Genomic DNA, 22,547 nt, shown 5'->3' on the forward strand with positions numbered 1-22,547 from the left:
TCTGAAATACGAAACCTAACTTCTATATAAAAGGACAACAACATGGAACTTATTTTAAGACAAGACGTTCAAAATTTAGGATTTAAAGATGATATCGTTTCTGTAAAAAACGGATACGGACGTAATTTTCTAATTCCACAAGGACACGCTCATTTAGCAACATCTTCTGCAAAGAAAGTATTAGCTGAAAACCTAAAACAAAGAGCTCATAAAGAAGCTAAAGTAGTTAATGATGCAAAAACATTGGCTGAAGCATTGAAAGCTATCGAAATTAAAATCTTTGCAAAAGCAGGTGGTGAAAAATTATTCGGTTCAATCACGAATATTGATATCGCTGAAGCTTTAGCTAAAGGTGGACAACAAATTGATAGAAAATTCATCACAAGCGGAATTGTTAAACGTACTGGTAAATATACTGCCAACGTTCGTTTGCACAGAGATGTAATAGTTGAATTGGATTATGAAATTGTTGCTGAAAAAGCATAAATTTGTTAACATATTGTTAATAAATTATTAAAATCACTCTTAGGAGTGATTTTTTTTTTGTTTATTTTTGCACCCAAAATAACACATTTACACAAATGAAAAAAATCATTACTTTATTATTAATTTTATGTAGTTTCAGTGCTGTCATTGGGCAAACTACAACTTCTAGCATCAAAGGGATTGTGCGAGGTTCAGGCAATGAGACGCTTCCTGGAGCGACGGTTCAGGCAATACATATTCCAACAGGTTCTAAGTATTCTGCGTTATCTAATGCGGATGGAAGAATCAGTATGTTGAATATGAGAATTGGTGGTCCTTACAAAATTGTCGTATCCTATGTAGGATATAGAAGTGAAGAATATAATGATGTTTACCTTGATTTAGGTAAAGTATTCAGTTTAGATGTTGTCTTGAAAGATGAAAGTCAGAAATTAGCGGAAGTAAAAGTAGTTAGTTCTAAAAATAGAGTTTTTCAAAGTGGAAGAACTGGTGCAGAAACCACTATCGGTAGAAGAGAATTATCAGCGCTGCCTTCAATTTCTAGATCAGCTGATGATTTTACCCGTTTAGAACCAACAGCAAGTGGAGGCTCTTTTGGAGGTAGAAACGATCAATACAATAGTTACTCGCTTAATGGTGCAGTTTTTAATAATCCTTTTGGATTAGATGCAGCAACTCCGGGTGGACAAACTGGCTCTCAGCCTATTTCATTGGATGCAATCGAACAAATTCAAGTTGCCACTGCTCCTTATGATGTTACATTATCTGGTTTTACTGGAGCTTCTGTAAATGCAGTCACTAAATCAGGGTCAAATGAATTCCATGGTACCGCCTATAGTTTTTATAGAAATCAGGATATGACAGGTAATAAAATTAAAGGAGAAAAAATATTTGTGCCCTCATTAGAGCAAACACAAACCGGTTTTAGTCTTGGTGGTCCAATTGTTAAAAACAAATTGTTTTTCTTTACCAATTTTGAAATTGATAAAAGAAGCGATTCAGGATCAAATTTTGTTGCTAATGATGGAAATGGAACTACTGGAGTGAATGAATCCAGAGTATTAGAAACTGATTTAATGCATGTATCTACTGAGTTAGGAAAGCTAGGTTATAATACGGGAGCTTATCAAGGATTTACACATAATTCTAATTCAAGTAAAGGAATTGTAAAGTTGGATTGGAATATTAATGACAACCATAAACTAGCTGTTATTTATAATTTTTTAGATGCTTCAAAAGATAAGCCTGCACATCCTACCGCTATTATTCGTAGAGGAATTGATGTAAATACGTTACAATTTGAAAATTCAGGGTATCAAATTAACAACCAAATTAGCTCTTTTTTAGTAGAATTAAATTCTAAATTTAGTGAGACGGTTTCTAATAAATTACAAGCAGGTTATACTCATTTTAATGATTTTAGAAATCCTTTTTCTACTCCTGCGCCTGTAATTACAATTACTAAAGATGGTTCGCCTTACATTATAGCAGGTCATGAGCCTTTCTCTATCAATAATAAATTAGATCAAAAAGTAATTCAAATTACTGATAATTTAAATATTGTCAGAGGAAATCATACCTATACAGTAGGCTTCTCATTCGAAAAGTTCATTTTCAAAAATTCATTTAACCTAAAAGGGTATGGTTTTGATGTTTTTGGAAGTACAAATATGGCAGGTTTTGATGCGAATATTGCAAATGGTTATTACAGCACTGCAATAAAAAACGCACAAACAACTTTTGATACAAAAAATGCATTGAAAGACGGTGTTGATGGGGGTTGGAATTTAGCTGAAACGACAGTAGGACAATTAGCTTTTTACGTTCAGGATGAATGGAATATCAGTGATAATTTTAAATTAATCTATGGATTAAGAGCTGATAAACCATTGTATTTCAATACATCTGAATTAGCTCAAAAATTTATTGACACAGATAATTCAGAAGGATATTTGCCAAATATTGATTATTACAACCCAGCTGATGGAAGTGTAAAGAATTTTGATTCAACTAAATTACCTAATAATAATTTACTTTGGTCGCCAAGAGTTGGCTTCAATTGGGATATTAATGGAGATAAAAAACAACAGTTACGCGGTGGTACTGGAATCTTTACCGGTAAGCTTCCTTTTGTATGGATTGGAAATCAAGTAGGTGGTATAGACCCATTTTTCTATCAAGTAGTAGACGAAGATTTTAAATTTCCACAGGTTTGGAGAACGAGTTTAGGATTTGATCACAAATTCGAAAATGATTATATTGTAACCATAGACATGTCTTATAATAAAGATTTAAATGGGGTTCATATACAAAATTGGGGATTAAAAAGACCAACAAGTCAATTGACAGGTGTTGATAATAGAGCAATATACGGTAGTGCGGATTATGGTACTTGGACAGATTATGGTTTTCCGGCGAGAACTAATGGATATGTATTGACGAATACCAATAAAGGAAGTGCATTCAACTCTTCTGTCAAAGTACAAAAGACTTTTGACAATGGATTGTTCGCAAGTTTAGCTTACAACTATTTGAAGTCACAGGATGTTAATTCTATTGAAGCAGAAATTACGGGTGATGCTTTTAGATTTAATCCAGCATTAGGAAATGTGAATGATGCAGTTTTATCTGATTCTAAGTATGGCGATACGCACCGTTTTATAGGCGTAGCTTCAAAAAAATGGAAGTATGGTACTAATGACAAATGGGCCACTACTGTATCGACTTTCTTTGAATACGCACAAGGAGGCCGTTTTAATTATACGTATGGTGGAGATATTAACAATGATGGGGCAACTGGAAATGATTTAATTTATATACCAACTTCAGCCGAAATAAGTACTATGCTATTTACAGGAGGAGTTAGTCAAGGTGCCGCATTTGATGCCTTTATCAAGCAGGATAACTATTTGAGTGATAGAAGAGGTCAGTACGCAGCGCGTTATGGTGCGCTGTCTCCATGGAGAGGAAAATGGGATTTTAAAATAATGCAAGATTATAATTTTAAAATTTCTTCAGCTTCTAATAAAACGAATACCATTCAATTTAGTATTGATGTACTGAACTTGGGTAATTTGATTAATTCGGATTGGGGATTGGTTCAAGTACCAACAAGTGTACAGCCAATTGGAGTATCTGTTGATAAAACTACAAAAATACCAACCTATACTTTTAACGGTACTCAAACCAAAACCTTCAACTATGATGCAAGTTTATTATCAAGATGGCAGGCACAGTTTGGAATTAGATATATTTTCTAAAAAAAGATAAAAATATAGATTAAATTTGCCCTCTCGTTTGAGAGGGCTTTTTTTGTTTTATAAATTCAAAAAACAGCTAAAAAACAAAAGTTAAATATTAAAACGCAATAATGAAATACTCAAGATTAACAAAAGAACAATTTGAGAAATTGAATCAGGAATTCAGTACTTTTTTAGCAACGCAGACTATCGATAAAGCCGAGTGGGATAAAATAAAAGCAGAAAAACCGGAAGTTGCCGAACAAGAATTAGATGTGTTTTCTGATTTGGTTTGGGAAGGAGTACTTTCAAAAGCAACCTACTTAGAACATTTTTCTAAAAATCATATTTTCCTTTTTCATTGTTTTGATACTCATGTGCAATCAATTGTCTTGAAATCTTTAGTTCCAGAAACTGATTTCTTGACCAAACAAGGATTGCAATGGCTTAGCGATAATATGTTTACGGATACTATTGAAATGAAAGTGGGTAAAAAAGAGTTTACAGAAGAACGAAATTCTTCAATTTTTGAATTAATACAGCAAGGTTCGTTTTTGAGTGATGGTCTATTGTACCAACAAATAAATACTATTATAGCATCGTAATTGTATTGCTATTTATTTTTAATTGGTTATTTTAGTACACTTTTTCAAAACTAAAATGGCCAATTTATTTTCTATGGATATTCAGAATACAATTCAAAAATTAAGGGAGGAATTAAATCAGCACAACTATAATTATTATGTGTTAGATAATGCAATAATTTCTGATTATGACTTTGATTTGAAATTAAAAAAACTACAAGAACTTGAAGGCCAGTATCCGGAATATTTTGATGAGAATTCACCTTCGCAACGAGTTGGGGGAACAATAACAAAAAACTTCCAAACCGTTCCGCATGAATATAGAATGTATTCTTTGGATAATTCCTATTCCAAAGAAGAATTAATCGATTGGGAAAAACGTGTTCAGAAGGTTTTAGGAGATGTTCCATTAGAATATACTTGTGAACTAAAATACGATGGAGCTTCTATCAGTATTACGTATGAAAACGGAAAATTAAAACGTGCTGTTACGCGTGGCGATGGTTTTCAAGGGGACGATGTGACTAATAATATTAAAACCATAAAATCAATTCCGCTTAAGTTGAAAGGAAATTTCCCTGCGACATTTGATATTCGCGGTGAAATCATTTTGCCCTTTGCCGGTTTCGAAAAAATGAATCAGGAACTAATAGAAATTGGAGAAACTCCCTATTCAAATCCTCGAAATACGGCTTCAGGAAGTCTAAAATTGCAAGATAGTGCTGAAGTGGCAAAACGACCTTTGGATTGTTTGTTGTATTTTTTAATTGGCAATAATTTGCCTTTTAAATCGCAATTTGAAGGATTAGAAACGGCAAGAAATTGGGGTTTTAAAGCACCCAAAGAAGCAAAATTAGCTCATAATCTAGAAGAAGTTTTTGAATTCATTAATCATTGGGACACTCATAGACATACTCTTCCTTATGAAACGGATGGCGTAGTAGTTAAAATAAATTCTTTTCATTATCAAGAGGAACTGGGTTTTACTGCTAAATCGCCTCGTTGGGCCATCGCTTATAAATTCAAATCAGAACAAGTTTCAACAAAATTAAATTCTATTTCGTATCAGGTAGGACGCACTGGTTCTATAACTCCCGTGGCTAACCTTGAACCCGTTCAATTAGCTGGAACCATTGTAAAAAGGGCTTCTTTACACAATGCAGATCAAATAGAAAAGCTAGATATTCGTGAAGGAGATACTGTTTTTGTAGAAAAAGGAGGAGAGATTATTCCCAAAATTATAGCAGTCGATTTAACAAAACGATCCGATGTCTCGGAGCCTACAAAATACATCACGCATTGCCCGGAATGCAATACAAAATTAGTGAGAAGTGAAGGTGAAGCCAATCATTATTGTCCAAATTTTTATGGTTGCCCACCGCAGATCATTGGAAGAATTCAGCATTTTATTTCTAGAAAAGCCATGGATATTGAAGGTCTTGGCGGAGAAACGATAGCTTTACTTTTTAATAATGGATTAGTGCATAATTATGCCGATTTGTATGAATTGACGGTAGATCAGATTTTACCATTGGAGCGAATGGCACAAAAATCGGCTGAAAATTTAGTGAATGGTGTTGCTAATTCGAAAAATATTCCTTTCGAACGCGTTTTGTTCGCACTTGGAATTCGCTTTGTAGGAGAAACAGTAGCGAAGAAATTGGCTAAACATTATAAAAACATTGATACCTTGGGTCAGGCGACTTTGATGGATTTGATTTTAGTGGATGAAATTGGAGACCGAATTGCACAAAGCGTAATTGATTTTTTCGAAAATCAAGAAAATAGAAGTATCATTGAGAGATTAAAAAAACATGGCGTACAATTTGAAATTTTTGAAAAAATAAATCCAAATGCCACGGATAAACTTTCAGGAAAGACTTTTGTAGTTTCAGGAGTTTTTGAGAAATTTTCCAGAGACGATTTGAAAAAAGCAATTGAAGATAATGGAGGCAAAATAGGGAATTCTATTTCAGCAAAAACGGATTATGTTGTAGCTGGAGACAATATGGGGCCTGCTAAATTAGATAAAGCCAATAAACTAAATGTCCCAATAATTTCCGAAGATGATTTTATCAATTTAATTCATAGTTCTACTGCAGAGACTGATTAAAAATATATTTTTTTGCCAGAATATTAATTGTCTGTTTTTTGATGTATTGTTTGAAATTCTTGTAAAGGTGTTTTTACATAGTAATGTTCTATGTTATTAAACAATTGGTCTTATTTATAGCACGCTAATCTGTTTTTATAAATTTGGAATTAATGCCCAAAGTTTAAATCCGGACTTAAAAATAAACAATGAACAGAATAACGGTTGGTTTTGTTAAAAAAATAATTGGTATAAAATGGTTTAATTTCATCGAAAAAATCGATTACAGTTACACTATGATCGATTTTCCTTCAAAAGCTTTTGCTTTATTGTTATCCAAATAAAAATCAATTCGTCCCAAATTTATACCGTAGCAACCTACCTGGTTTACTAAAACGTCTTTGCCTACAAGATTTTTTATAACCGTTGGTTTGTCCAGAAAAGTATGGGTATGTCCACCAATAATCAAATCTATATCCTGAGTCAGCTCGGCCAATTTTAAATCAGATATTTTGCCAGGTTCGTCTCTGTATTTATACCCTAAATGAGACAAACAAATTATGATATCACATTGCTGTTCTTTCTTTAAAATCCGAACCATATCTTGAGCCGTTTCAATCGGATCATTGTACACCGTTTCCTTATACATTGCCTTGTCTACTAAGCCAGCAAGCTCTATCCCGAGTCCAAAAACACCTACTTTTATTCCGTTTTTGTTGAATATTTTATAGGGTTTTACAAAACCATCCATCACTGTGTTTTTAAAATCATAATTGGCAGATAGGAACTCAAATTTAGCGTGTGGCATTTGCGCATGCAAACCTTCTACACCATTGTCAAAATCATGATTCCCTATTGCAGAAGCGTCGTATTCCATCATGCTCATCAATTTGAATTCTAATTCACCTCCGTAATAATTAAAATAAGGGGTTCCCTGAAAAATATCGCCTGCATCCAGCAATAATACATTTGGATTTTCTTTCCGAATCGTTTCAATCAAAGCGGCTCTTCGGGCCACACCACCCATATTAGCATTTCTGGGATGATCTGCTGGGAAAGGATCAATATAACTGTGTACATCATTGGTGTGTAAAATTGTTAGTTGTTTGGTTTTAGACCACTCAAAACTGCTCAAGGATACACCTAAACCTAATAAAGCTGATCCAGCAGCTGTTTTCTCAATAAATTCTCTTCTTTTCATTTTATATTTTTTTGGAGCTATTTCCCGCTTTTCGTTGCAATCTTTTTTATCGTTAAAAAACGATAAAAAAGGATTTTCACTTTAATCGGGGCTATGCTTTATGTTTTCAAAATTACTTTGGATTGTTTATTACCCTTTTTTATTCAACCGTAATCCGAACATCATTTATCACAGGAATAGTATCCACTTCTTTAAAATAATCAATCAGTATATTTCGTAGTTTGTACTCTAAATCAAATTTTTGAACTCCTTTTTTAAAGAAATTCATATTGTCACCACCATTTGATAAATAATCATTGGTTCCTACATAATAAATAGTTTCTTGCTGAACAGGGTTTCCTTGAACCAATATATTTTTTGGAAGATTGTTTTTGTCAATAGTAAAGGTTAATCCAGCTAATGGATGCGGTTTTTTTTCAGCAATAAGATAGGAAACGATTTCAAGGATTTGTTCTCCTTTTAGCGCAATAACGACCAGACTGTTTTCAAAAGGCATAATTTCAAAAGCCGTTCGGGCGGTGACATTCCCTTTTGGAAGTATAGAGCGAATCCCTCCGCTATTCAGCAAACAAATGTCGATATTCTTTTTTTCTCTAGCTTGAAACACAACATTACCTCGTTTTAACGTGACATCGGCCATCAGATTACCAATTGTAGTTTGCCATTTTCCAGAACTCTTGTCTAATGTTTCCGGACAATACGCAAGGACACTATCTAAATCTTTATTGATGTGTTCCCGATACGGTTTGATGAAATTTTCAATTTGCAGGGCTTGTTTTCCTATGGGGTCTGTAGTAGAGACTTGATTTTCTTTTTCAGTGACAGGAATTCGTTTTCCTTCAATTTTAGTAACATAGTAATTTTGTTTGCTGCACGAAGCAACAAATAAAAATGTTAAGAATATAACAAAAAGTTTAGAAACGTCGTTATACTTTTTTAGATTTACCATTTTAAATGCAACTTAATTAATTAATTTTGTAATCAAGTAAAAGTACTATGTTTTTAAATTATATAAAGAATTTTTTTGTAAAAAAAACATTAAAAAACAGCTTTCAGAATTTAAAAAGTAATGGATCTGTGGCTGGTGTGCAAACAATTGGTTTAGTCGTTGATACTACTGGTTTTGCTGAGACTGAATTGCTGGTAAAGGAAATTTTATCCTATGGAATTTTGCCTGAAAACATCAAAATTATTGTTTATAACGATAAATTAAAACAAATTAGCGAAAAAAAATATCCTATATTTAGTGCTCGAGATCTCAATTGGAAAGGACAAATTGCATCCACGGAGGTTAATGCTTTTAGCAATGAAAAATTCGATTTATTAATAAGCTATTACGATATAGAAAAAGCAATTTTATTGCAAGTTACCCATAATTCAAAAGCACAATTCAAGGTTGGTTTTTCATCCATAGACCAAAGATTAAATCATTTCATGATTAAAACAGAGGTTAATAGTTACCGTATTTTTTCAAGTGAGTTATTCAAATATTTAAAATTATTAAACAAAATATAAAATAATATGCAATTATTAATAGGAACAGGTGTTGCTCTTGTAACTCCTTTTAAACAAGATTTTTCAATAGATACCGAAGCTTTAAAAAGAATTGTACATTTTTCTATCGATGGAGGAATTGAATATTTGGTAGTATTGGGTACCACTGCAGAAAATGCAACTTTGTCTCCAGAGGAAAAAGAATTGGTCATCCGTACTGTAATCGAAGCTAATAATGGCACTTTGCCCTTAGTGCTTGGAGTAGGAGGTAATAATACCTTAAAAGTTGTTGAAGAGTTAAAAACAAGAGATTTAACTGCGTTTACGGCAATACTTTCCGTTTCTCCGTACTATAACAAACCTACTCAGGAAGGGATTTACCAGCATTTCAAGGCTGTTGCTGAAGCCTCTCCCATTCCAGTGATTTTATATAATGTTCCGGGAAGAACGGCAAGTAATATGTTGCCTTCGACTGTTTTGCGTTTGGCAAATGATTTCGAAAATATCGTAGCCATAAAGGAAGCAGCAGGAGATCTTGTTCAGGCAATGCAATTATTGAAAAACAAACCAAAAGATTTTCTTGTAATTTCTGGTGATGATATGATAGCTTTACCAATGGTTTTAGCAGGTGGAGCAGGTGTGATATCAGTTATTGGTCAAGGTTTCCCTAAAGAATTTTCTGAAATGATTCGATTGGGCTTAAACAGAAAGACAGATGAAGCGTTCAAAACACAGTATCTTTTATCAGATTGTATTGACATGATTTTTGAGCAGGGAAATCCAGCAGGAATTAAACAAGTCTTTCTGTCACTAGGGATTTCTGAAAATACAGTGCGTTTGCCACTGGTAAAAGTAGATGATTCACTAGCAAATAGAATTGATCAGTTTGTAAAAAAAATGAATAAATAAGGATGAAAAAGTAGCATTTTTTTAAACAAAAAATATATTTTGAAGTCGCTAAATTAATAACTAAATTTGCCACCGAAACTTCGGTATGATTTGCTAGGTTGTTTCAGCCAAAGGAATCATGAAAAAAGTAAAAAAATGAAATCAAAGATTCACGAAATCTAAAAAACAATATTAAATGTTGAGTAAAAAAATAATATCTCTATTGCTTCTTGTAGTTTTTTTTAGTTCTTGTAACGAATACCAAAGAGCACTAAAAACCGAAGATGTAGCTGTCAAGTTTGAAATGGCGACTAAATTATACGATACAGGAAAATTTTCTAAAGCAATTCGTATTTTTGAGCAGATTGGCCCAGCATACAGAGGAAAGCCTCAAGCAGAAAAATTGTTTTATATGTTTGCGCAATCCTATTACAAGACAAAGCAATATTATTTAGCAGGATATCAATTTGAAAGCTTTGTTTCAGGATATCCTAAAAGTGAAAAAATACAAGAAGCAGCTTATTTAGGGGCAAAAAGTTACTCGATGCTTTCTCCTTCTTATAGTCTAGATCAAACGGACACGAACAAAGCATTGGATAAATTACAACTGTTTATTGATAGTTATCCAAACTCAGAATATCTGGCTGATGCCAATGCTTCCGTTAAAATGCTTAGCGAGAAAATACAAAAAAAAGTCTTTGAAAATGCTAAAGGATACCATACGATTTCTGATTTTAAATCAGCGATAATTGCTTTAGATAATTTTGTTGCAGATTATCCAGGAACACCACTAAAAGAGGACGCATTGTTTTTTAAATTAGATTCAGCTTACCAACTGGCAATAAATAGTGTTCCTGCAAAAATGGAAGAACGTTTGAATGTTGCAAAAACAGCGCAAGCAAATTTGATAAAATTTAATGCTGAAACGAAATATATAAAAGTAGCGAACCAAATGTTAGCTCAAATAGAAAAAGATTTACAAAAATTTACTAAATAAATAAAGTCATGGATTTAAAAAAGACGAATGCTCCAGTAAATACAATAACATATAATAAAACTGTTATTGAAGAACCTACTGGTAATGTGTATGAAGCAATAACCATTATGGCTAAAAGAGCAAACCAAATCAATTCAGAAATTAAAAAAGAATTGACAGAGAAATTAGAAGAGTTTGCAACATATAATGACAGTCTTGAAGAAGTTTTTGAAAACAAAGAACAAATTGAGGTTTCAAAATTTTACGAAAAACTGCCTAAACCACACGCTTTAGCAGTTCAAGAATGGTTAGATGGTAAAATTTACCACAGAGACTCTAATAAATAATAAATGCTATGTCAGTTTTAAACGGTAAGAAAATTTTACTAGGAATTTCTGGTGGAATTGCAGCCTATAAAACCGCTTCATTAGTACGACTTTTCATAAAAGCAGGTGCACATGTCCAAGTGATAATGACACCTGCTTCTAAGGATTTTGTAACCCCTCTTACATTATCTACGTTATCCAAAAATCCGGTTTATTCTAGTTTTTATAACCAAGACAATGAAGATGAAAAATGGAACAATCATGTTGAATTGGCACTTTGGGCTGATTTGATGATTATTGCGCCAGCTACAGCAAATACATTGTCTAAAATGACAAATGGTATTTGTGATAATCTATTGATTGCAGCCTATTTATCCGCAAAATGTCCCGTGTATTTTGCTCCTGCAATGGATTTAGATATGTACAAACATCCTTCAACTATTGCTAATTTTTCCTCTTTGACACAATTTGGTAATACAATAATTCCTGCCGAAACAGGCGAATTGGCAAGTGGATTGTCCGGAGAAGGCAGAATGGCGGAACCAGAGAATATAGTGGCTTTTATTGAGGCGGATTTAAACAATAAATTACCTCTTAAAGGAAAAAAAATATTAATTACTGCTGGTCCTACTTATGAAGCAATCGATCCCGTGCGTTTTATAGGAAATCATTCTTCAGGTAAAATGGGTTTTGATATAGCAATTAGCGCTGCTAATCTAGGTGCTTCAGTATTTTTAGTAAGTGGACCAACGCTTTTTACAGTTTCAAATCCCTTGATTGAAGTTATTAATGTAGTCTCTGCCGAAGAGATGTATCTAGCCTGCCACCAGAGGTACGGTGATGTAGATGTCGCCATTGCAGCAGCAGCAGTTGCGGATTATAAGCCCAAGAATGTAGCTAAACAAAAAATTAAAAAGGCAGCTGATAATTTTGTAATTGAACTCGAGAAAACCAAGGATATTTTAGCTTCTTTGGGAACGCTGAAGAAAAATCAGTTTCTGATTGGTTTTGCTTTAGAAACAGAAAATGAAATCGAAAATGCAAAGCTGAAAATTCAGAAAAAAAACTTAGATTTGATCGTTTTGAATTCCCTTCAAGATCAGGGTGCCGGTTTTGGAAAACCAACGAATAAAGTTACTTTTATAGACCAGTTTTTTAATCTTGAACCAATGGAATTAAAATCGAAAGAGGCTGTTGCGGATGATATACTAAATAAAGTAATAGCGCATTTTGAAAAACTAAGGTAGTACATGACACTCTATGAGGTAATAACGGTTGTGATTTATGGTGACAGATAAAAAAACAGAAATCTACAGATGAATAAAATATTTACTTTTTTGCTGCTTTTTATTTTTGGAGGTGTCCAAGCACAACAACTGAATTGTACTGTAACGGTTGATGCACAGCGATTGAGTGTTACCAATCAACAAGTTTTTAAAACCTTGCAAACCTCGATCAGTGAGTTTGTAAACAAAACAGATTGGACCGGTCAAACAGTGAAGCAAAATGAAAAAATTAATTGCTCAATTTATATTACTGTTTCTGCTAATAATTCCGATCAATTTATAGCCACCATCCAGGTACAATCATCCCGTCCGGTTTTTAATTCATCGTACACTTCACCAGTTTTAAATTATAACGACAAAGATTTTAGTTTTCGGTATACTGAGTTTGAAAATTTAATTTTTAACCCTACCAGTTTTGATTCTAATTTAGTTTCGGTTCTTTCTTTTTACAGTTATGTCATTTTAGGAATGGATGCGGATACTTTTGTGATGGAATCCGGAAATCCTTATTTTGAAACTGCTCAGAATATTTTGAATGTAGCACAACAAGGAGGATCAAAAGGATGGAGTCAGGCCGATGGAAATCAAAACCGTTATTTTTTGATAAATGATATTTTATCCCCGGCATTCAAACAAGTTCGACAAACGATGTTTGAGTACCATTCCGGATTAGATTTGATGAATCAGGATTTAAAAGAGGCTAAAGAAAAAATAAAAGGATCTTTAATTGATTTAGCTAAGTTAAATGCTTCAAGACCTAATGCGTTTTTAACCCGTGTCTTTTTTGATGCTAAATCAGATGAAATTGTAGCTGTATTTTCAGGTGGTCCTAGTATCACAATTTCAGATTTAGTTGATAATCTAAATAAAATTTCTCCTTTGAATTCTAGCAAATGGGCACTGATACACTATTAATTAGCGGCCAGATTTTAATTTAATCCCCGGTTCCAATAAAAAAACAAATAAATGATAACGTCACTTTCGATAAAAAACTATGCTTTAATAGAAAAATTGACAATCGATTTTTCAAAAGGTTTCTCAACAATCACTGGAGAAACTGGTGCAGGAAAATCAATAATTTTAGGTGCATTGGGGCTGGTTTTAGGAAAAAGAGCCGATTTGACTTCTCTAAAAAACAAAGAAGAAAAGTGTATTATTGAGGCTCATTTTGAAATTTCTAAGTATAATTTGCTTCCTTTTTTTGAAATAAATGATTTAGACTATGAAAATGACACTATAATTAGACGCGAAATCCTGCCTTCAGGAAAATCAAGAGCGTTTGTTAATGACAGCCCCGTAAATCTTCAGGAATTGCAGGAATTGAGCTTATTCTTGATTGATATTCATTCGCAACAACAAACTCAAGAACTTTCGGATGAAAATGTACAGTTTGAAATTATAGATGCTATTGCCACAAATAAAAATATAATTCTGGAGTATCAGTCGCTTTTAAAAAAATATAAATCGGATAGATCCAAATTAAATTCGTTACTGAAAAGACAAAGCGAATCTAAGAAAGAGCAGGAATACAATACTTTTTTATTGGAAGAATTGGTAGCAGCGCAATTAAAATCAGGTGAACAAGAATCTCTTGAGGCTAATTTTGAAAAATTAAATAATGTTGAAATTATCAAGGAATCTATTGATAAATCTTTGGCTATAGCCAATGAAGAACAAATGGGTGTGATGTATAATTTGAATGAAATTAAGGTTTCATTACAAAAAATTGCTGTTTTTTCATCGGATTACCAATCTTTCTTAGAAAGAATTACAAGCGTAACGATTGAATTTGAGGATGTTTTGGAAGAAATGAATCGTTGTTCTGAAAAATTGATTAATGATCCGGAACAATTGGATTTAATTAGTCAAAAGCTTCAGGTAATTTTTACCTTGCAAAAGAAACATCAGGTGTCATCTGTGGATGAACTACTTCAAATTCAGATGAATATTGAAAATTCAGTATTAGAATTAGGAAATATGGAAGAAGAGATCGCTGCACTGACGCTTTCTCTAAAGCAAAAAACCGTTGAATTAGATGTTTTTTCAACTACAATTCATACGAATAGATTGAATTCGATTCCAGTTTTATCCCAAAAGTTGATTGCGATTTTAGAAACTTTAGGGATGCCTAATGTGCGCTTTAAAATGGATGTAAAATCAACTGAAACCTATTTTCAAAACGGAAAAGATGAGCTTCAGTTTTTATTTTCGGCCAATAAAGGGACGGATTTTGGTTTGTTAAAAAAAGTAGCTTCTGGTGGAGAAATGTCAAGGATTATGCTTGCTGTTAAGGCGATATTGGCACACTATTCAAAATTACCAACATTAATTTTTGATGAAATTGACACTGGTGTTTCCGGAGAAATAGCCATAAGAATGGGGGAAATTATGAAGGAAATGAGTCAGCAAATGCAAATTTTTGCTATCACGCATTTACCCCAAATTGCGGCAAAAGGGAATGCTCATTTCAAAGTATTTAAATCGACTGTTGGCGAGGATACGCAATCTGAATTGAAATTATTAAGTAGAGAAGAAAGAGTGGTTGAAATCGCGCAAATGTTATCTGGAACAATCGTTTCCGACTCAGCCTTAAATCATGCCAAAGCCTTGTTGAACTAAAGAAATGCCTTATATTTGTCAACTTAAAAAGATAAATAAATAAAGATAAACTTAGTTATGTGTTTAATCTATTACCGATTAAACGTTTAACCAAATAAACAATAGAATTATGATTATAGAACCTAGAATGAGAGGATTTATTTGTACGACATCACACCCAAAAGGATGCGAGCAAAATGTAAAAAATCAAATAGAATACATACAATCAAAAGGCGCAATTGACGGTGCTAAAAATGTATTAGTAATTGGTGCTTCAACCGGTTTTGGTTTGGCTTCCAGAATTACAAGTGCTTTTGGTTCTAATGCAGCAACTATTGGTGTATTTTTTGAAAAAGCTCCTTCTGAAGGAAAAACAGCTTCACCAGGTTGGTACAATTCTGCAGCTTTTGAAAATGAAGCGCATAAAGCAGGTTTGTATGCAAAAAGTATCAATGGAGATGCTTTTTCGAATCAAGTAAAGCAACAAACATTAGATCTTATAAAAGCTGATTTAGGTCAAGTGGACTTAATAATCTACAGTTTAGCTTCTCCCGTTCGTATGCATCCTGTAACAGGAATATTGCATCGTTCTGTTTTGAAACCAATTGGTGGTACTTTTACCAATAAAACAGTTGATTTTCATTCTGGTAAAGTTTCTGAAATTTCAATTGAGCCTTGCACTGGTGATGATATAGAAAACACAGTCGCCGTTATGGGCGGGGAAGATTGGGAGATGTGGATTGATGCTCTAAAAGCTCAAAATCTATTAGCTCAAGGCGCTACAACTGTTGCTTATTCCTATATTGGGCCATCATTGACTGAGGCAGTGTATAGAAAAGGTACAATTGGTCGTGCCAAAGATCATCTTGAATCGACTGCATTTGCAATCACGGACAGTTTAGCAGCTATTGATGGAAAAGCATTTGTTTCTGTAAATAAGGCATTGGTTACACAAGCAAGTTCTGCAATTCCGGTTATTCCATTGTATATTTCTTTATTATATCAAATAATGAAGGAAGAAGGTATACACGAAGGATGTATTGAGCAAATTCAGCGTTTGTATCAAGAACGATTGTTTACCGGCAATGAAGTTCCTGTTGACGAAAAAGGAAGAATTAGGATTGATGATTTAGAGATGCGTCCTGATGTTCAGGAAAAAGTAGCTAAATTGTGGATGGAGGCTGTAACTGAAAATTTATCCGAAATAGGAGATTTAGTAGGATACAGAAAAGATTTTTATAATTTATTTGGTTTTGACGTGGATGGTGTAGATTACAAAGCGGATACAAACGAAGTGATAAACATTAAAAGTATTTCTTAATTATTGTACCTTAAAATAGTATTTATAAAACCATCAATTAATAGTTGATGGTTTTTTTATGGATAACCATTATATTTGTTAAAATTTTAAAGACCTAAAAACAGACTACTAATACCTCATTTTGATTTATGTTATTTTCCTTAATAATCCCAGTTTACAATCGCCCGGACGAAGTAGATGAACTTTTAGAAAGTTTGTCTCATACAACCTATAAAGAGATATTTGAAATTGTAATCGTAGAAGACGGTTCTGCTTTAGTGTGTCAGGATGTTGCTCAAAAATATGGAGACAGACTTGATATTTCCTATTATTACAAAGAGAATTCAGGACCTGGCGATTCCAGAAATTATGGAATGAAAAAAGCCAGAGGGGATTACTTTATTATTTTTGATTCGGATTGTATTATACCTGAGCAGTACTTGTCTGAAGTTGATACGGCTTTAAAGCAAAATTATGTAGACTGTTTTGGAGGACCGGACAAGGCTTTAGATAGTTTTTCAGACATCCAAAAAGCAATTAATTTTGCAATGACTTCTTTTTTAACCACAGGAGGAATTAGAGGAGGTTCTGAAAAAATCGATAAATTTCAGCCCCGAAGTTTTAACATGGGGCTGTCTCGCAAAGCTTTTGAAGCATCCAAAGGTTTTGGAAATATTCATCCAGGAGAAGATCCTGATTTGTCAATTCGTTTGTGGAACTTAGGTTTTGAAACCACACTTTTCCCACAAGCATTTGTATATCACAAACGAAGAATCGACTGGGATAAGTTTTCAACTCAGGTAAATAAATTTGGAAAAGCACGACCAATTCTTAACAGTTGGTATCCAAAATACAATAAGCTTACTTTTTTCTTTCCTTCGGTTTTCATCATTGGATTTTTCTTTTCAATTGTATTGTTGTTAATTTTTAATTTTGATTATCTGCTTCAGTTGTATTTTATTTACTTTTTGGTATTGTTCTTGGTCTCTTCTTACCAGAATAAGAGCCTTAAAATAGGTTATTTATCATTAATAGCGGTTTGGAAACAGTTTTATGGTTACGGTTTAGGTTTCATAAAATCCTATTATAAAGTTATTATTTTAAGGCAAAAACCACAAGAGGCTTTTCCAGAATTATTTTTTAAAGTGTAAGATGACAAAAATCATTGGTTTAACCGGAGGCATAGGAAGTGGCAAAACTACCCTTGCAAAATATTTTGAATCATTTGGGATTCCCGTTTATATTGCGGATGCGGAGGCCAGAAAAATGATGGAATCTGCTGTGATTTTAAAAGCCATAAAAAACGAATTTGGGAGTTCTGTTTTTGAAATTAACCTGTTAAATAGAGAAAAATTAGCTAAAATCGTATTTGAGGAACCTGAAAAATTAGAAAAACTCAATGCTATTATTCATCCGGCAGTAAAAAAACATTTTGATCAATGGATTTTACAACAAGAGACGGCGCCGTTTATTATCTATGAAGCGGCTATTTTATTTGAAAGTGGGCGTGATAAAGAATGTGATTTTATTATAACGGTTACAGTACCGTTAGAATTGAGAATTCAAAGGGTAATTGCCAGAGATAAATCAAACCGAGATCTTGTTTTGAAACGAATAAATTCACAATGGACTGATAAACAGAGAATTGACAAAAGTGATTTTGTTATTCATAATGTTTCTCTTGAAACAGCAAAGCAGGAGGCAAATGAAATTCTTAAAATATTAAAGATTGTATAAAAACAAGCATAGTTGTTAATGTTTGGTTAATCTATTATTTAATATATTGTTAAAATACTAAATTTGTTTTGATGAATAAACTTTTTTTTAGATTACTTGTTTTATTAATGAGCTTGTCCTTAATAGGGATAATTTTAGTTCAGGTATATTGGTTCAATACCTCGTTTAAAAATAATGATGAGCAATTTAAGTTTCATGTTAAGCAAGTTATTGGTAATGTGGCGAATAATCTTCAAAAACAAGAAGAGTATAATTTTTATGACAAAATAAATCATTACAAGGATAGTACCGGAAAAGTTCCTGAAAAGGACGATATATTAGAGTTTTATTACGTTCAGAAAAATCCAAGAACAAACGAAACTATTATATACTCAAACAGTATAATTTCTGAGAATTACAATATTTCTCCTACGTTCTTTGATAAGAAATTTGATAGTGAAAAATTCAAGAATTTTAGTTCTAAACGCGTTACAGAAGTGTATAACAATAATTCTATTGACAAATTAGGTGGGAATCAAAGTTTGATTCCAGATATTAGAATTGAAAAAGAAGGAAATTTAGATATTTTAGACAATGCTCTTTTTAAAATTTCAGCAAAAGATGTATTGTCAGCAATGCCGCTTGAGGAACGTGTTTCGAGCAGTGTTTTACAAAAATTAATCAAGAAAGAATTAGAAGAACACGGTATTGAAACAAAATTTGAATTTGGTATTTACAGCAATAATTTAGCCACTAAAATCAAATCAAGCGAGTTTAAATATGATAAAGATGCTACCTATTCTATTCCGGTATTTATTGATAATGAAGGAAGCAGTAAGTATGATTTGTTGGTTACATTTCCGCTTAAAAAGAAATTTTTATTGTCGGAACTCGTAAGTATTACCGTACTTTCAATTGTTTTTACTCTAATTATTTTGATTGCGTATTCAAGTGCATTGAATCAATTGATCCGGCAACGTCAAATTTCTGAAATTAAAAATGATTTTATTAATAACATGACGCACGAGTTTAAAACTCCAATAGCCACAATTAATTTAGCATTAGATGCGATACGAAATCCAAAAATAATAGATGATAAGGAGAAGGTTTTACGATACCTTCAGATGATTAAAGACGAGAATAAACGCATGCACGCCCAGGTAGAGAATGTATTAAGAATTTCTAAACTAGAAAAAAAAGAACTGGACATTATCAAAGAGACGCTCAATGTACATGACATTATAAATGATGCTATTGAACATGTAAATCTAATTTTAGAAGATAGAGAAGGAACCATTAGAAGTCACTTTGGCGCTTTAAGAACTACCGTATTACTCAACGATGTTCATTTTACCAATGTGATTGTCAATATTTTAGAAAATGCTATAAAATATTCACCTAATGTGCCAGAAATAGACATTTTTACTGAAAATGTAAAAGATATGGTTATTATCAAAGTTAAAGATAACGGTTTAGGAATGAGTAAAATAGCTCAAAAAAGAATTTTTGAAAAATTTTATAGAGAACATACCGGCGACATTCATAATGTCAAAGGGCATGGATTAGGTTTAGCGTATGTAAAAAGAATTGTAGATGACCACAACGGTCAAGTATATGTAGAAAGTGAAAAGGGAAAAGGGAGTACCTTCATAATAAAATTACCATTAATAAATTAGAATATGGAAAATGTAAATAAGAAAATACTTTTAGTGGAAGATGACCTGAATTTTGGTGCGGTTTTGAAAGATTATTTAATGCTAAATGATTTTGACGTCACTTTAGCCAAAAATGGAATGGAAGGTTTCGAAAAATTTAAAAAAGATACTTATGATTTGTGTATTCTGGATGTAATGATGCCTTACAAAGATGGTTATACTTTAGCAAAAGAAATCAGAGAAAAAAACAACGAAGTTCCAATTATCTTTTTAACTGCAAAATCGATGAAAGAGGATGTGTTGAAAGGCTACAAAGCGGGTGCGGATGATTACTTAAATAAACCTTTTGATTCAGAAGTATTGTTGATGAAAATCAAAGCGATAATTCAAAGAAAATCATCAGATACCAGAGCAGAACAAGTACAATTTGAATTTAATATTGGGAAGTTTTATTTAAATTCAAAACTTCGTTTTTTAACTTTTAATACTGAAGAGCCAATTAAATTATCTCCAAAAGAAAATGATTTGTTGAAGATGTTGATTCTTCATGAAAATGATTTGATGCCAAGAGAATTAGCCTTGACAAAAATATGGAGAGATGATAATTACTTTACATCCAGAAGTATGGATGTTTATATAGCAAAACTGAGGAAATACCTTAAACTGGATGAAGATGTTGAAATTTTGAATATCCACGGAGAAGGATTTAGATTAGTTGTAAAAAATAAAGTAGCAGAATAAGTAGCTATAAGCCTCAAGAAATTGAGGCTTTTTTTATTTTAAAAATATTTATTTCCAGTTTAATTGCAAAGCGAAATTGGTTTTTTCTTCTTTTGTAATACTAAAAATAGTTTCATTTTTAGAAATAGTTTCATGAATAATTACGTTATCCTTTAGAGATAATTCTTTTAGGAAATTCATTTCGAAACTAATAATTTCCTGATTCAGGATTAGTTTTTCATCAACCAGATCCAAACACCATTCCAGATATTTGACATTATTAACATGATTTACAATGTCTAAATCCGATAAGAAAATGGTTTTTTCAAAAACTATTTCTTTCTCCTGATTGAAATTAATTTTAGAAAAACCTTCATGAGTAGCTTTTTTTTCTGGATATACTTCAAAATGCTCGAACGGCAACGCCAATGCTTCCGGCCGTCTTTTTTTAGTATTGAATACAGCCCAGAAAGTCTCTGAGCCCACAATTTTTTCTCCATTTACATGCATTTCCAGCGCCCGTACTGAACGGGAATTCTCTAAGGAATTGATCCAGGTTTTTACCGTTACGACATCTCCGGATTTAGGTAATTTAGTAACTTCAACACGCATTCTGCTCAAAACCCACGCTTGATTAAATTCCTGCATGTCCGTAAAACTGATTCCACCAATTTCTGAATGTGCAGCTGCTGTTAATTGTAATATAGAACACAAATCAGTGTATTTTAAAAACCCGTTTGGAGCACATTGTGTAAAATTGATTTCCCAGTCTTTGCTAAGAATAGATGTGAAGTTAGGTGAAATGGGCATATTTATAGATTGTAATTATTAGTAATGGGTTTAAAAAGGCTTTTTTGTTGTACTTCTTTTGTTTATAGGGATTGTTAAAACAAAACATTTTATAAATAATAATAATGACCGCTAATTATATTCGAAGTATAGGTTTTTTATTAGCGAATTAGTGGTTAAATTTTTTTGATCGTCGTCAAATAATGATATTTTTATTTTTTTGAATTGATGTACTTCACAATCGTTTCATAAGGAGTTTCAAAATCAAACCATTTGGTGTTTTCATTTTTTTTGAACCAAGTGAGTTGACGTTTTGAGAATCGGCGGGTATTTTTCTTTATTTCTTCAATGGCAAATTCTAATGAAATTTCCCTGTCAAAATAACGGAATAGTTCTCTGTAACCCACTGTTTGCAAGGCGTTCAATTCTTTATTCTGGAATAACGTTTTTGCTTCCGCTAATAAACCCTCGTTCATCATGGCATCTACACGTTGATTAATTCGGTTATAGATACCCTTTCTGTCGGCTTCTAAACCAATTAAAATAGGAGTGAAGTTGCGACTGTTTTGCTTTTGATTTAAAAAAGAAGAATATGGTTTTCCGGCACCAATACATACTTCTACGAAACGCATCATACGTTGTGGATTTTGTAAGGTTTGAGAATTCTCGACAGTCAAAGTTTTGTAATAATTAGGATCTAAAACTTCGAGTTTTTGTTGCAAATACCCAATTCCCAGTTTTTCATAATTCAGTGTTATTGCTGAGCGAACTGTAGGGTCTATTTCTGGAAATTCATCAAAACCTTTTAGGATTGCGTCTACATATAATCCCGAACCACCAACTAGTATAGCATAATCATTGGTCAGAAATAATTCGTCCAGTTTTGCAATGGCTTCTTTCTCGAAATCACCTACGGTATAATTCTCGAATATGGATTTGTTTTGGATGAAATGATGGGTAGCTGTTGCTAGCTCGGCTTGGTTTGGAACTGCGGTTCCGATGGTCATTTCCTTGAAAAACTGTCGGCTGTCACATGACAGGATATCGCATTTAAAATAATTAGCCAAAATGATGCTCAAGGAAGTTTTTCCTATCGCTGTGGGTCCGATAATGGTGATTAGGTATTTCATAGTTTTTAGCCCAGATGGAAACGGAAACCCCAGAGGTATTGCAGTTTTTTTTCTTGGTGTAAAAGAG

At 32.8% G+C, this 22,547-nt stretch carries 20 protein-coding genes; 16 read left to right on the forward strand and 4 right to left on the reverse strand.

What is annotated here, in order from left to right:
* The first annotated feature begins 42 nt into the window (after positions 1-42).
* The 4 genes from rplI to ligA all read left to right on the forward strand — a co-directional run bounded on the left by rplI (position 43) and on the right by ligA (position 6,422).
* Positions 43-486, forward strand: coding sequence for a 50S ribosomal protein L9 (gene rplI, locus EKM05_RS03945; RefSeq protein ID WP_126462941.1), 444 nt, complete (start codon positions 43-45; stop codon positions 484-486).
* A gap of 95 nt (positions 487-581) precedes the next feature.
* Entirely contained in the window at positions 582-3,746 is a 3,165-nt protein-coding gene (locus EKM05_RS03950) for a TonB-dependent receptor domain-containing protein (RefSeq protein ID WP_126553623.1), read from the forward strand.
* A 110-nt stretch (positions 3,747-3,856) separates the two neighbouring features.
* Positions 3,857-4,330: a DUF6495 family protein gene (locus EKM05_RS03955; RefSeq protein WP_126553625.1), complete on the forward strand. Its 474-nt coding sequence runs from the start codon at positions 3,857-3,859 to the stop codon at positions 4,328-4,330.
* Positions 4,331-4,403: 73 nt separating this feature from the next.
* Positions 4,404-6,422, forward strand: a complete 2,019-nt coding sequence (ligA, locus tag EKM05_RS03960) for an NAD-dependent DNA ligase LigA (RefSeq protein WP_126553814.1) — start codon at positions 4,404-4,406, stop codon at positions 6,420-6,422.
* Positions 6,423-6,690: 268 nt separating this feature from the next.
* Here the strand turns inward: ligA and EKM05_RS03965 are convergent, their stop codons facing one another.
* Both EKM05_RS03965 and EKM05_RS03970 read right to left on the reverse strand, forming a co-directional pair.
* Positions 6,691-7,602 (reverse strand): bifunctional UDP-sugar hydrolase/5'-nucleotidase, encoded by a 912-nt coding sequence (locus EKM05_RS03965; protein WP_126553627.1) that lies wholly within the window; start codon positions 7,600-7,602, stop codon positions 6,691-6,693.
* A gap of 139 nt (positions 7,603-7,741) precedes the next feature.
* Complete coding sequence (locus EKM05_RS03970) at positions 7,742-8,551, reverse strand: 5'-nucleotidase C-terminal domain-containing protein (RefSeq protein WP_126553629.1); 810 nt, start codon at positions 8,549-8,551, stop codon at positions 7,742-7,744.
* A 47-nt stretch (positions 8,552-8,598) separates the two neighbouring features.
* On the opposite strand from EKM05_RS03970, the gene EKM05_RS03975 reads away from it, so the two are divergent.
* The 12 genes from EKM05_RS03975 (at position 8,599) to EKM05_RS04030 (ending at position 20,582) form a co-directional block, all read left to right on the forward strand.
* A complete protein-coding gene (locus tag EKM05_RS03975) occupies positions 8,599-9,117 on the forward strand; it encodes a hypothetical protein (RefSeq protein WP_126452446.1) in 519 nt (172 codons plus the stop codon).
* Between the two features lie 6 nt (positions 9,118-9,123).
* Positions 9,124-10,005 carry a 4-hydroxy-tetrahydrodipicolinate synthase gene (dapA, locus tag EKM05_RS03980; protein ID WP_126462933.1) on the forward strand — a complete coding sequence of 294 codons (882 nt, stop codon included), beginning with the start codon at positions 9,124-9,126 and terminating at the stop codon, positions 10,003-10,005.
* A gap of 175 nt (positions 10,006-10,180) precedes the next feature.
* The gene (locus tag EKM05_RS03985; RefSeq protein ID WP_126553631.1) at positions 10,181-10,981 is read left to right on the forward strand and encodes an outer membrane protein assembly factor BamD; all 801 of its coding nucleotides are present in this window, start codon (positions 10,181-10,183) and stop codon (positions 10,979-10,981) included.
* 8 nt (positions 10,982-10,989) lie between these two features.
* The gene (locus EKM05_RS03990; protein WP_026709525.1) at positions 10,990-11,307 is read left to right on the forward strand and encodes a DNA-directed RNA polymerase subunit omega; all 318 of its coding nucleotides are present in this window, start codon (positions 10,990-10,992) and stop codon (positions 11,305-11,307) included.
* A gap of 8 nt (positions 11,308-11,315) precedes the next feature.
* A complete protein-coding gene (gene coaBC, locus EKM05_RS03995; RefSeq protein WP_126452440.1) occupies positions 11,316-12,533 on the forward strand; it encodes a bifunctional phosphopantothenoylcysteine decarboxylase/phosphopantothenate--cysteine ligase CoaBC in 1,218 nt (405 codons plus the stop codon).
* A 69-nt stretch (positions 12,534-12,602) separates the two neighbouring features.
* On the forward strand, positions 12,603-13,487 hold the full coding sequence (locus EKM05_RS04000) for a DUF4835 family protein (RefSeq protein ID WP_126452438.1): 885 nt from the start codon (positions 12,603-12,605) through the stop codon (positions 13,485-13,487).
* 51 nt (positions 13,488-13,538) lie between these two features.
* On the forward strand, positions 13,539-15,191 hold the full coding sequence (gene recN, locus EKM05_RS04005) for a DNA repair protein RecN (RefSeq protein WP_126553633.1): 1,653 nt from the start codon (positions 13,539-13,541) through the stop codon (positions 15,189-15,191).
* A gap of 109 nt (positions 15,192-15,300) precedes the next feature.
* Positions 15,301-16,491, forward strand: coding sequence for an enoyl-ACP reductase FabV (fabV, locus tag EKM05_RS04010; protein WP_126515037.1), 1,191 nt, complete (start codon positions 15,301-15,303; stop codon positions 16,489-16,491).
* A 128-nt stretch (positions 16,492-16,619) separates the two neighbouring features.
* Entirely contained in the window at positions 16,620-17,621 is a 1,002-nt protein-coding gene (locus tag EKM05_RS04015) for a glycosyltransferase family 2 protein (RefSeq protein ID WP_126452432.1), read from the forward strand.
* 1 nt (position 17,622) lies between these two features.
* A complete protein-coding gene (gene coaE, locus EKM05_RS04020; protein ID WP_126553635.1) occupies positions 17,623-18,207 on the forward strand; it encodes a dephospho-CoA kinase in 585 nt (194 codons plus the stop codon).
* Between the two features lie 71 nt (positions 18,208-18,278).
* Positions 18,279-19,862: a sensor histidine kinase KdpD gene (locus EKM05_RS04025; protein WP_126553637.1), complete on the forward strand. Its 1,584-nt coding sequence runs from the start codon at positions 18,279-18,281 to the stop codon at positions 19,860-19,862.
* A 3-nt stretch (positions 19,863-19,865) separates the two neighbouring features.
* On the forward strand, positions 19,866-20,582 hold the full coding sequence (locus tag EKM05_RS04030) for a response regulator transcription factor (RefSeq protein ID WP_126452426.1): 717 nt from the start codon (positions 19,866-19,868) through the stop codon (positions 20,580-20,582).
* Between the two features lie 48 nt (positions 20,583-20,630).
* On the opposite strand, the gene EKM05_RS04035 is transcribed toward EKM05_RS04030, so the two are convergent.
* The gene (locus EKM05_RS04035; protein ID WP_126462918.1) at positions 20,631-21,371 is read right to left on the reverse strand and encodes an acyl-[acyl-carrier-protein] thioesterase; all 741 of its coding nucleotides are present in this window, start codon (positions 21,369-21,371) and stop codon (positions 20,631-20,633) included.
* A gap of 191 nt (positions 21,372-21,562) precedes the next feature.
* A complete protein-coding gene (gene miaA, locus EKM05_RS04040; RefSeq protein WP_126462916.1) occupies positions 21,563-22,480 on the reverse strand; it encodes a tRNA (adenosine(37)-N6)-dimethylallyltransferase MiaA in 918 nt (305 codons plus the stop codon).
* Positions 22,481-22,547 lie beyond the last annotated feature (67 nt).

It is taken from the genome of Flavobacterium sp. GSP27, assembly GCF_003970395.1.
Lineage (GTDB): Bacteria > Bacteroidota > Bacteroidia > Flavobacteriales > Flavobacteriaceae > Flavobacterium.

Bases quoted from the DNA above. Each gene is read 5' to 3' on its own strand.
- EKM05_RS03975 (WP_126452446.1), top strand. From the start codon at position 8,599: ATGTTTTTAAATTATATAAAGAATTTTTTTGTAAAAAAAACATTAAAA.
- EKM05_RS04015 (WP_126452432.1), top strand. From the start codon at position 16,620: ATGTTATTTTCCTTAATAATCCCAGTTTACAATCGCCCGGACGAAGTA.
- EKM05_RS03965 (WP_126553627.1), bottom strand. From the start codon at position 7,602: ATGAAAAGAAGAGAATTTATTGAGAAAACAGCTGCTGGATCAGCTTTA.
- EKM05_RS03985 (WP_126553631.1), top strand. From the start codon at position 10,181: ATGTTGAGTAAAAAAATAATATCTCTATTGCTTCTTGTAGTTTTTTTT.
- fabV (WP_126515037.1), top strand. From the start codon at position 15,301: ATGATTATAGAACCTAGAATGAGAGGATTTATTTGTACGACATCACAC.
- rplI (WP_126462941.1), top strand. From the start codon at position 43: ATGGAACTTATTTTAAGACAAGACGTTCAAAATTTAGGATTTAAAGAT.
- EKM05_RS03970 (WP_126553629.1), bottom strand. From the start codon at position 8,551: ATGGTAAATCTAAAAAAGTATAACGACGTTTCTAAACTTTTTGTTATA.
- coaBC (WP_126452440.1), top strand. From the start codon at position 11,316: ATGTCAGTTTTAAACGGTAAGAAAATTTTACTAGGAATTTCTGGTGGA.
- EKM05_RS03990 (WP_026709525.1), top strand. From the start codon at position 10,990: ATGGATTTAAAAAAGACGAATGCTCCAGTAAATACAATAACATATAAT.
- EKM05_RS04000 (WP_126452438.1), top strand. From the start codon at position 12,603: ATGAATAAAATATTTACTTTTTTGCTGCTTTTTATTTTTGGAGGTGTC.
- EKM05_RS04030 (WP_126452426.1), top strand. From the start codon at position 19,866: ATGGAAAATGTAAATAAGAAAATACTTTTAGTGGAAGATGACCTGAAT.
- EKM05_RS04035 (WP_126462918.1), bottom strand. From the start codon at position 21,371: ATGCCCATTTCACCTAACTTCACATCTATTCTTAGCAAAGACTGGGAA.
- miaA (WP_126462916.1), bottom strand. From the start codon at position 22,480: ATGAAATACCTAATCACCATTATCGGACCCACAGCGATAGGAAAAACT.
- coaE (WP_126553635.1), top strand. From the start codon at position 17,623: ATGACAAAAATCATTGGTTTAACCGGAGGCATAGGAAGTGGCAAAACT.
- recN (WP_126553633.1), top strand. From the start codon at position 13,539: ATGATAACGTCACTTTCGATAAAAAACTATGCTTTAATAGAAAAATTG.
- EKM05_RS04025 (WP_126553637.1), top strand. From the start codon at position 18,279: ATGAATAAACTTTTTTTTAGATTACTTGTTTTATTAATGAGCTTGTCC.
- EKM05_RS03950 (WP_126553623.1), top strand. From the start codon at position 582: ATGAAAAAAATCATTACTTTATTATTAATTTTATGTAGTTTCAGTGCT.
- ligA (WP_126553814.1), top strand. From the start codon at position 4,404: ATGGATATTCAGAATACAATTCAAAAATTAAGGGAGGAATTAAATCAG.
- dapA (WP_126462933.1), top strand. From the start codon at position 9,124: ATGCAATTATTAATAGGAACAGGTGTTGCTCTTGTAACTCCTTTTAAA.
- EKM05_RS03955 (WP_126553625.1), top strand. From the start codon at position 3,857: ATGAAATACTCAAGATTAACAAAAGAACAATTTGAGAAATTGAATCAG.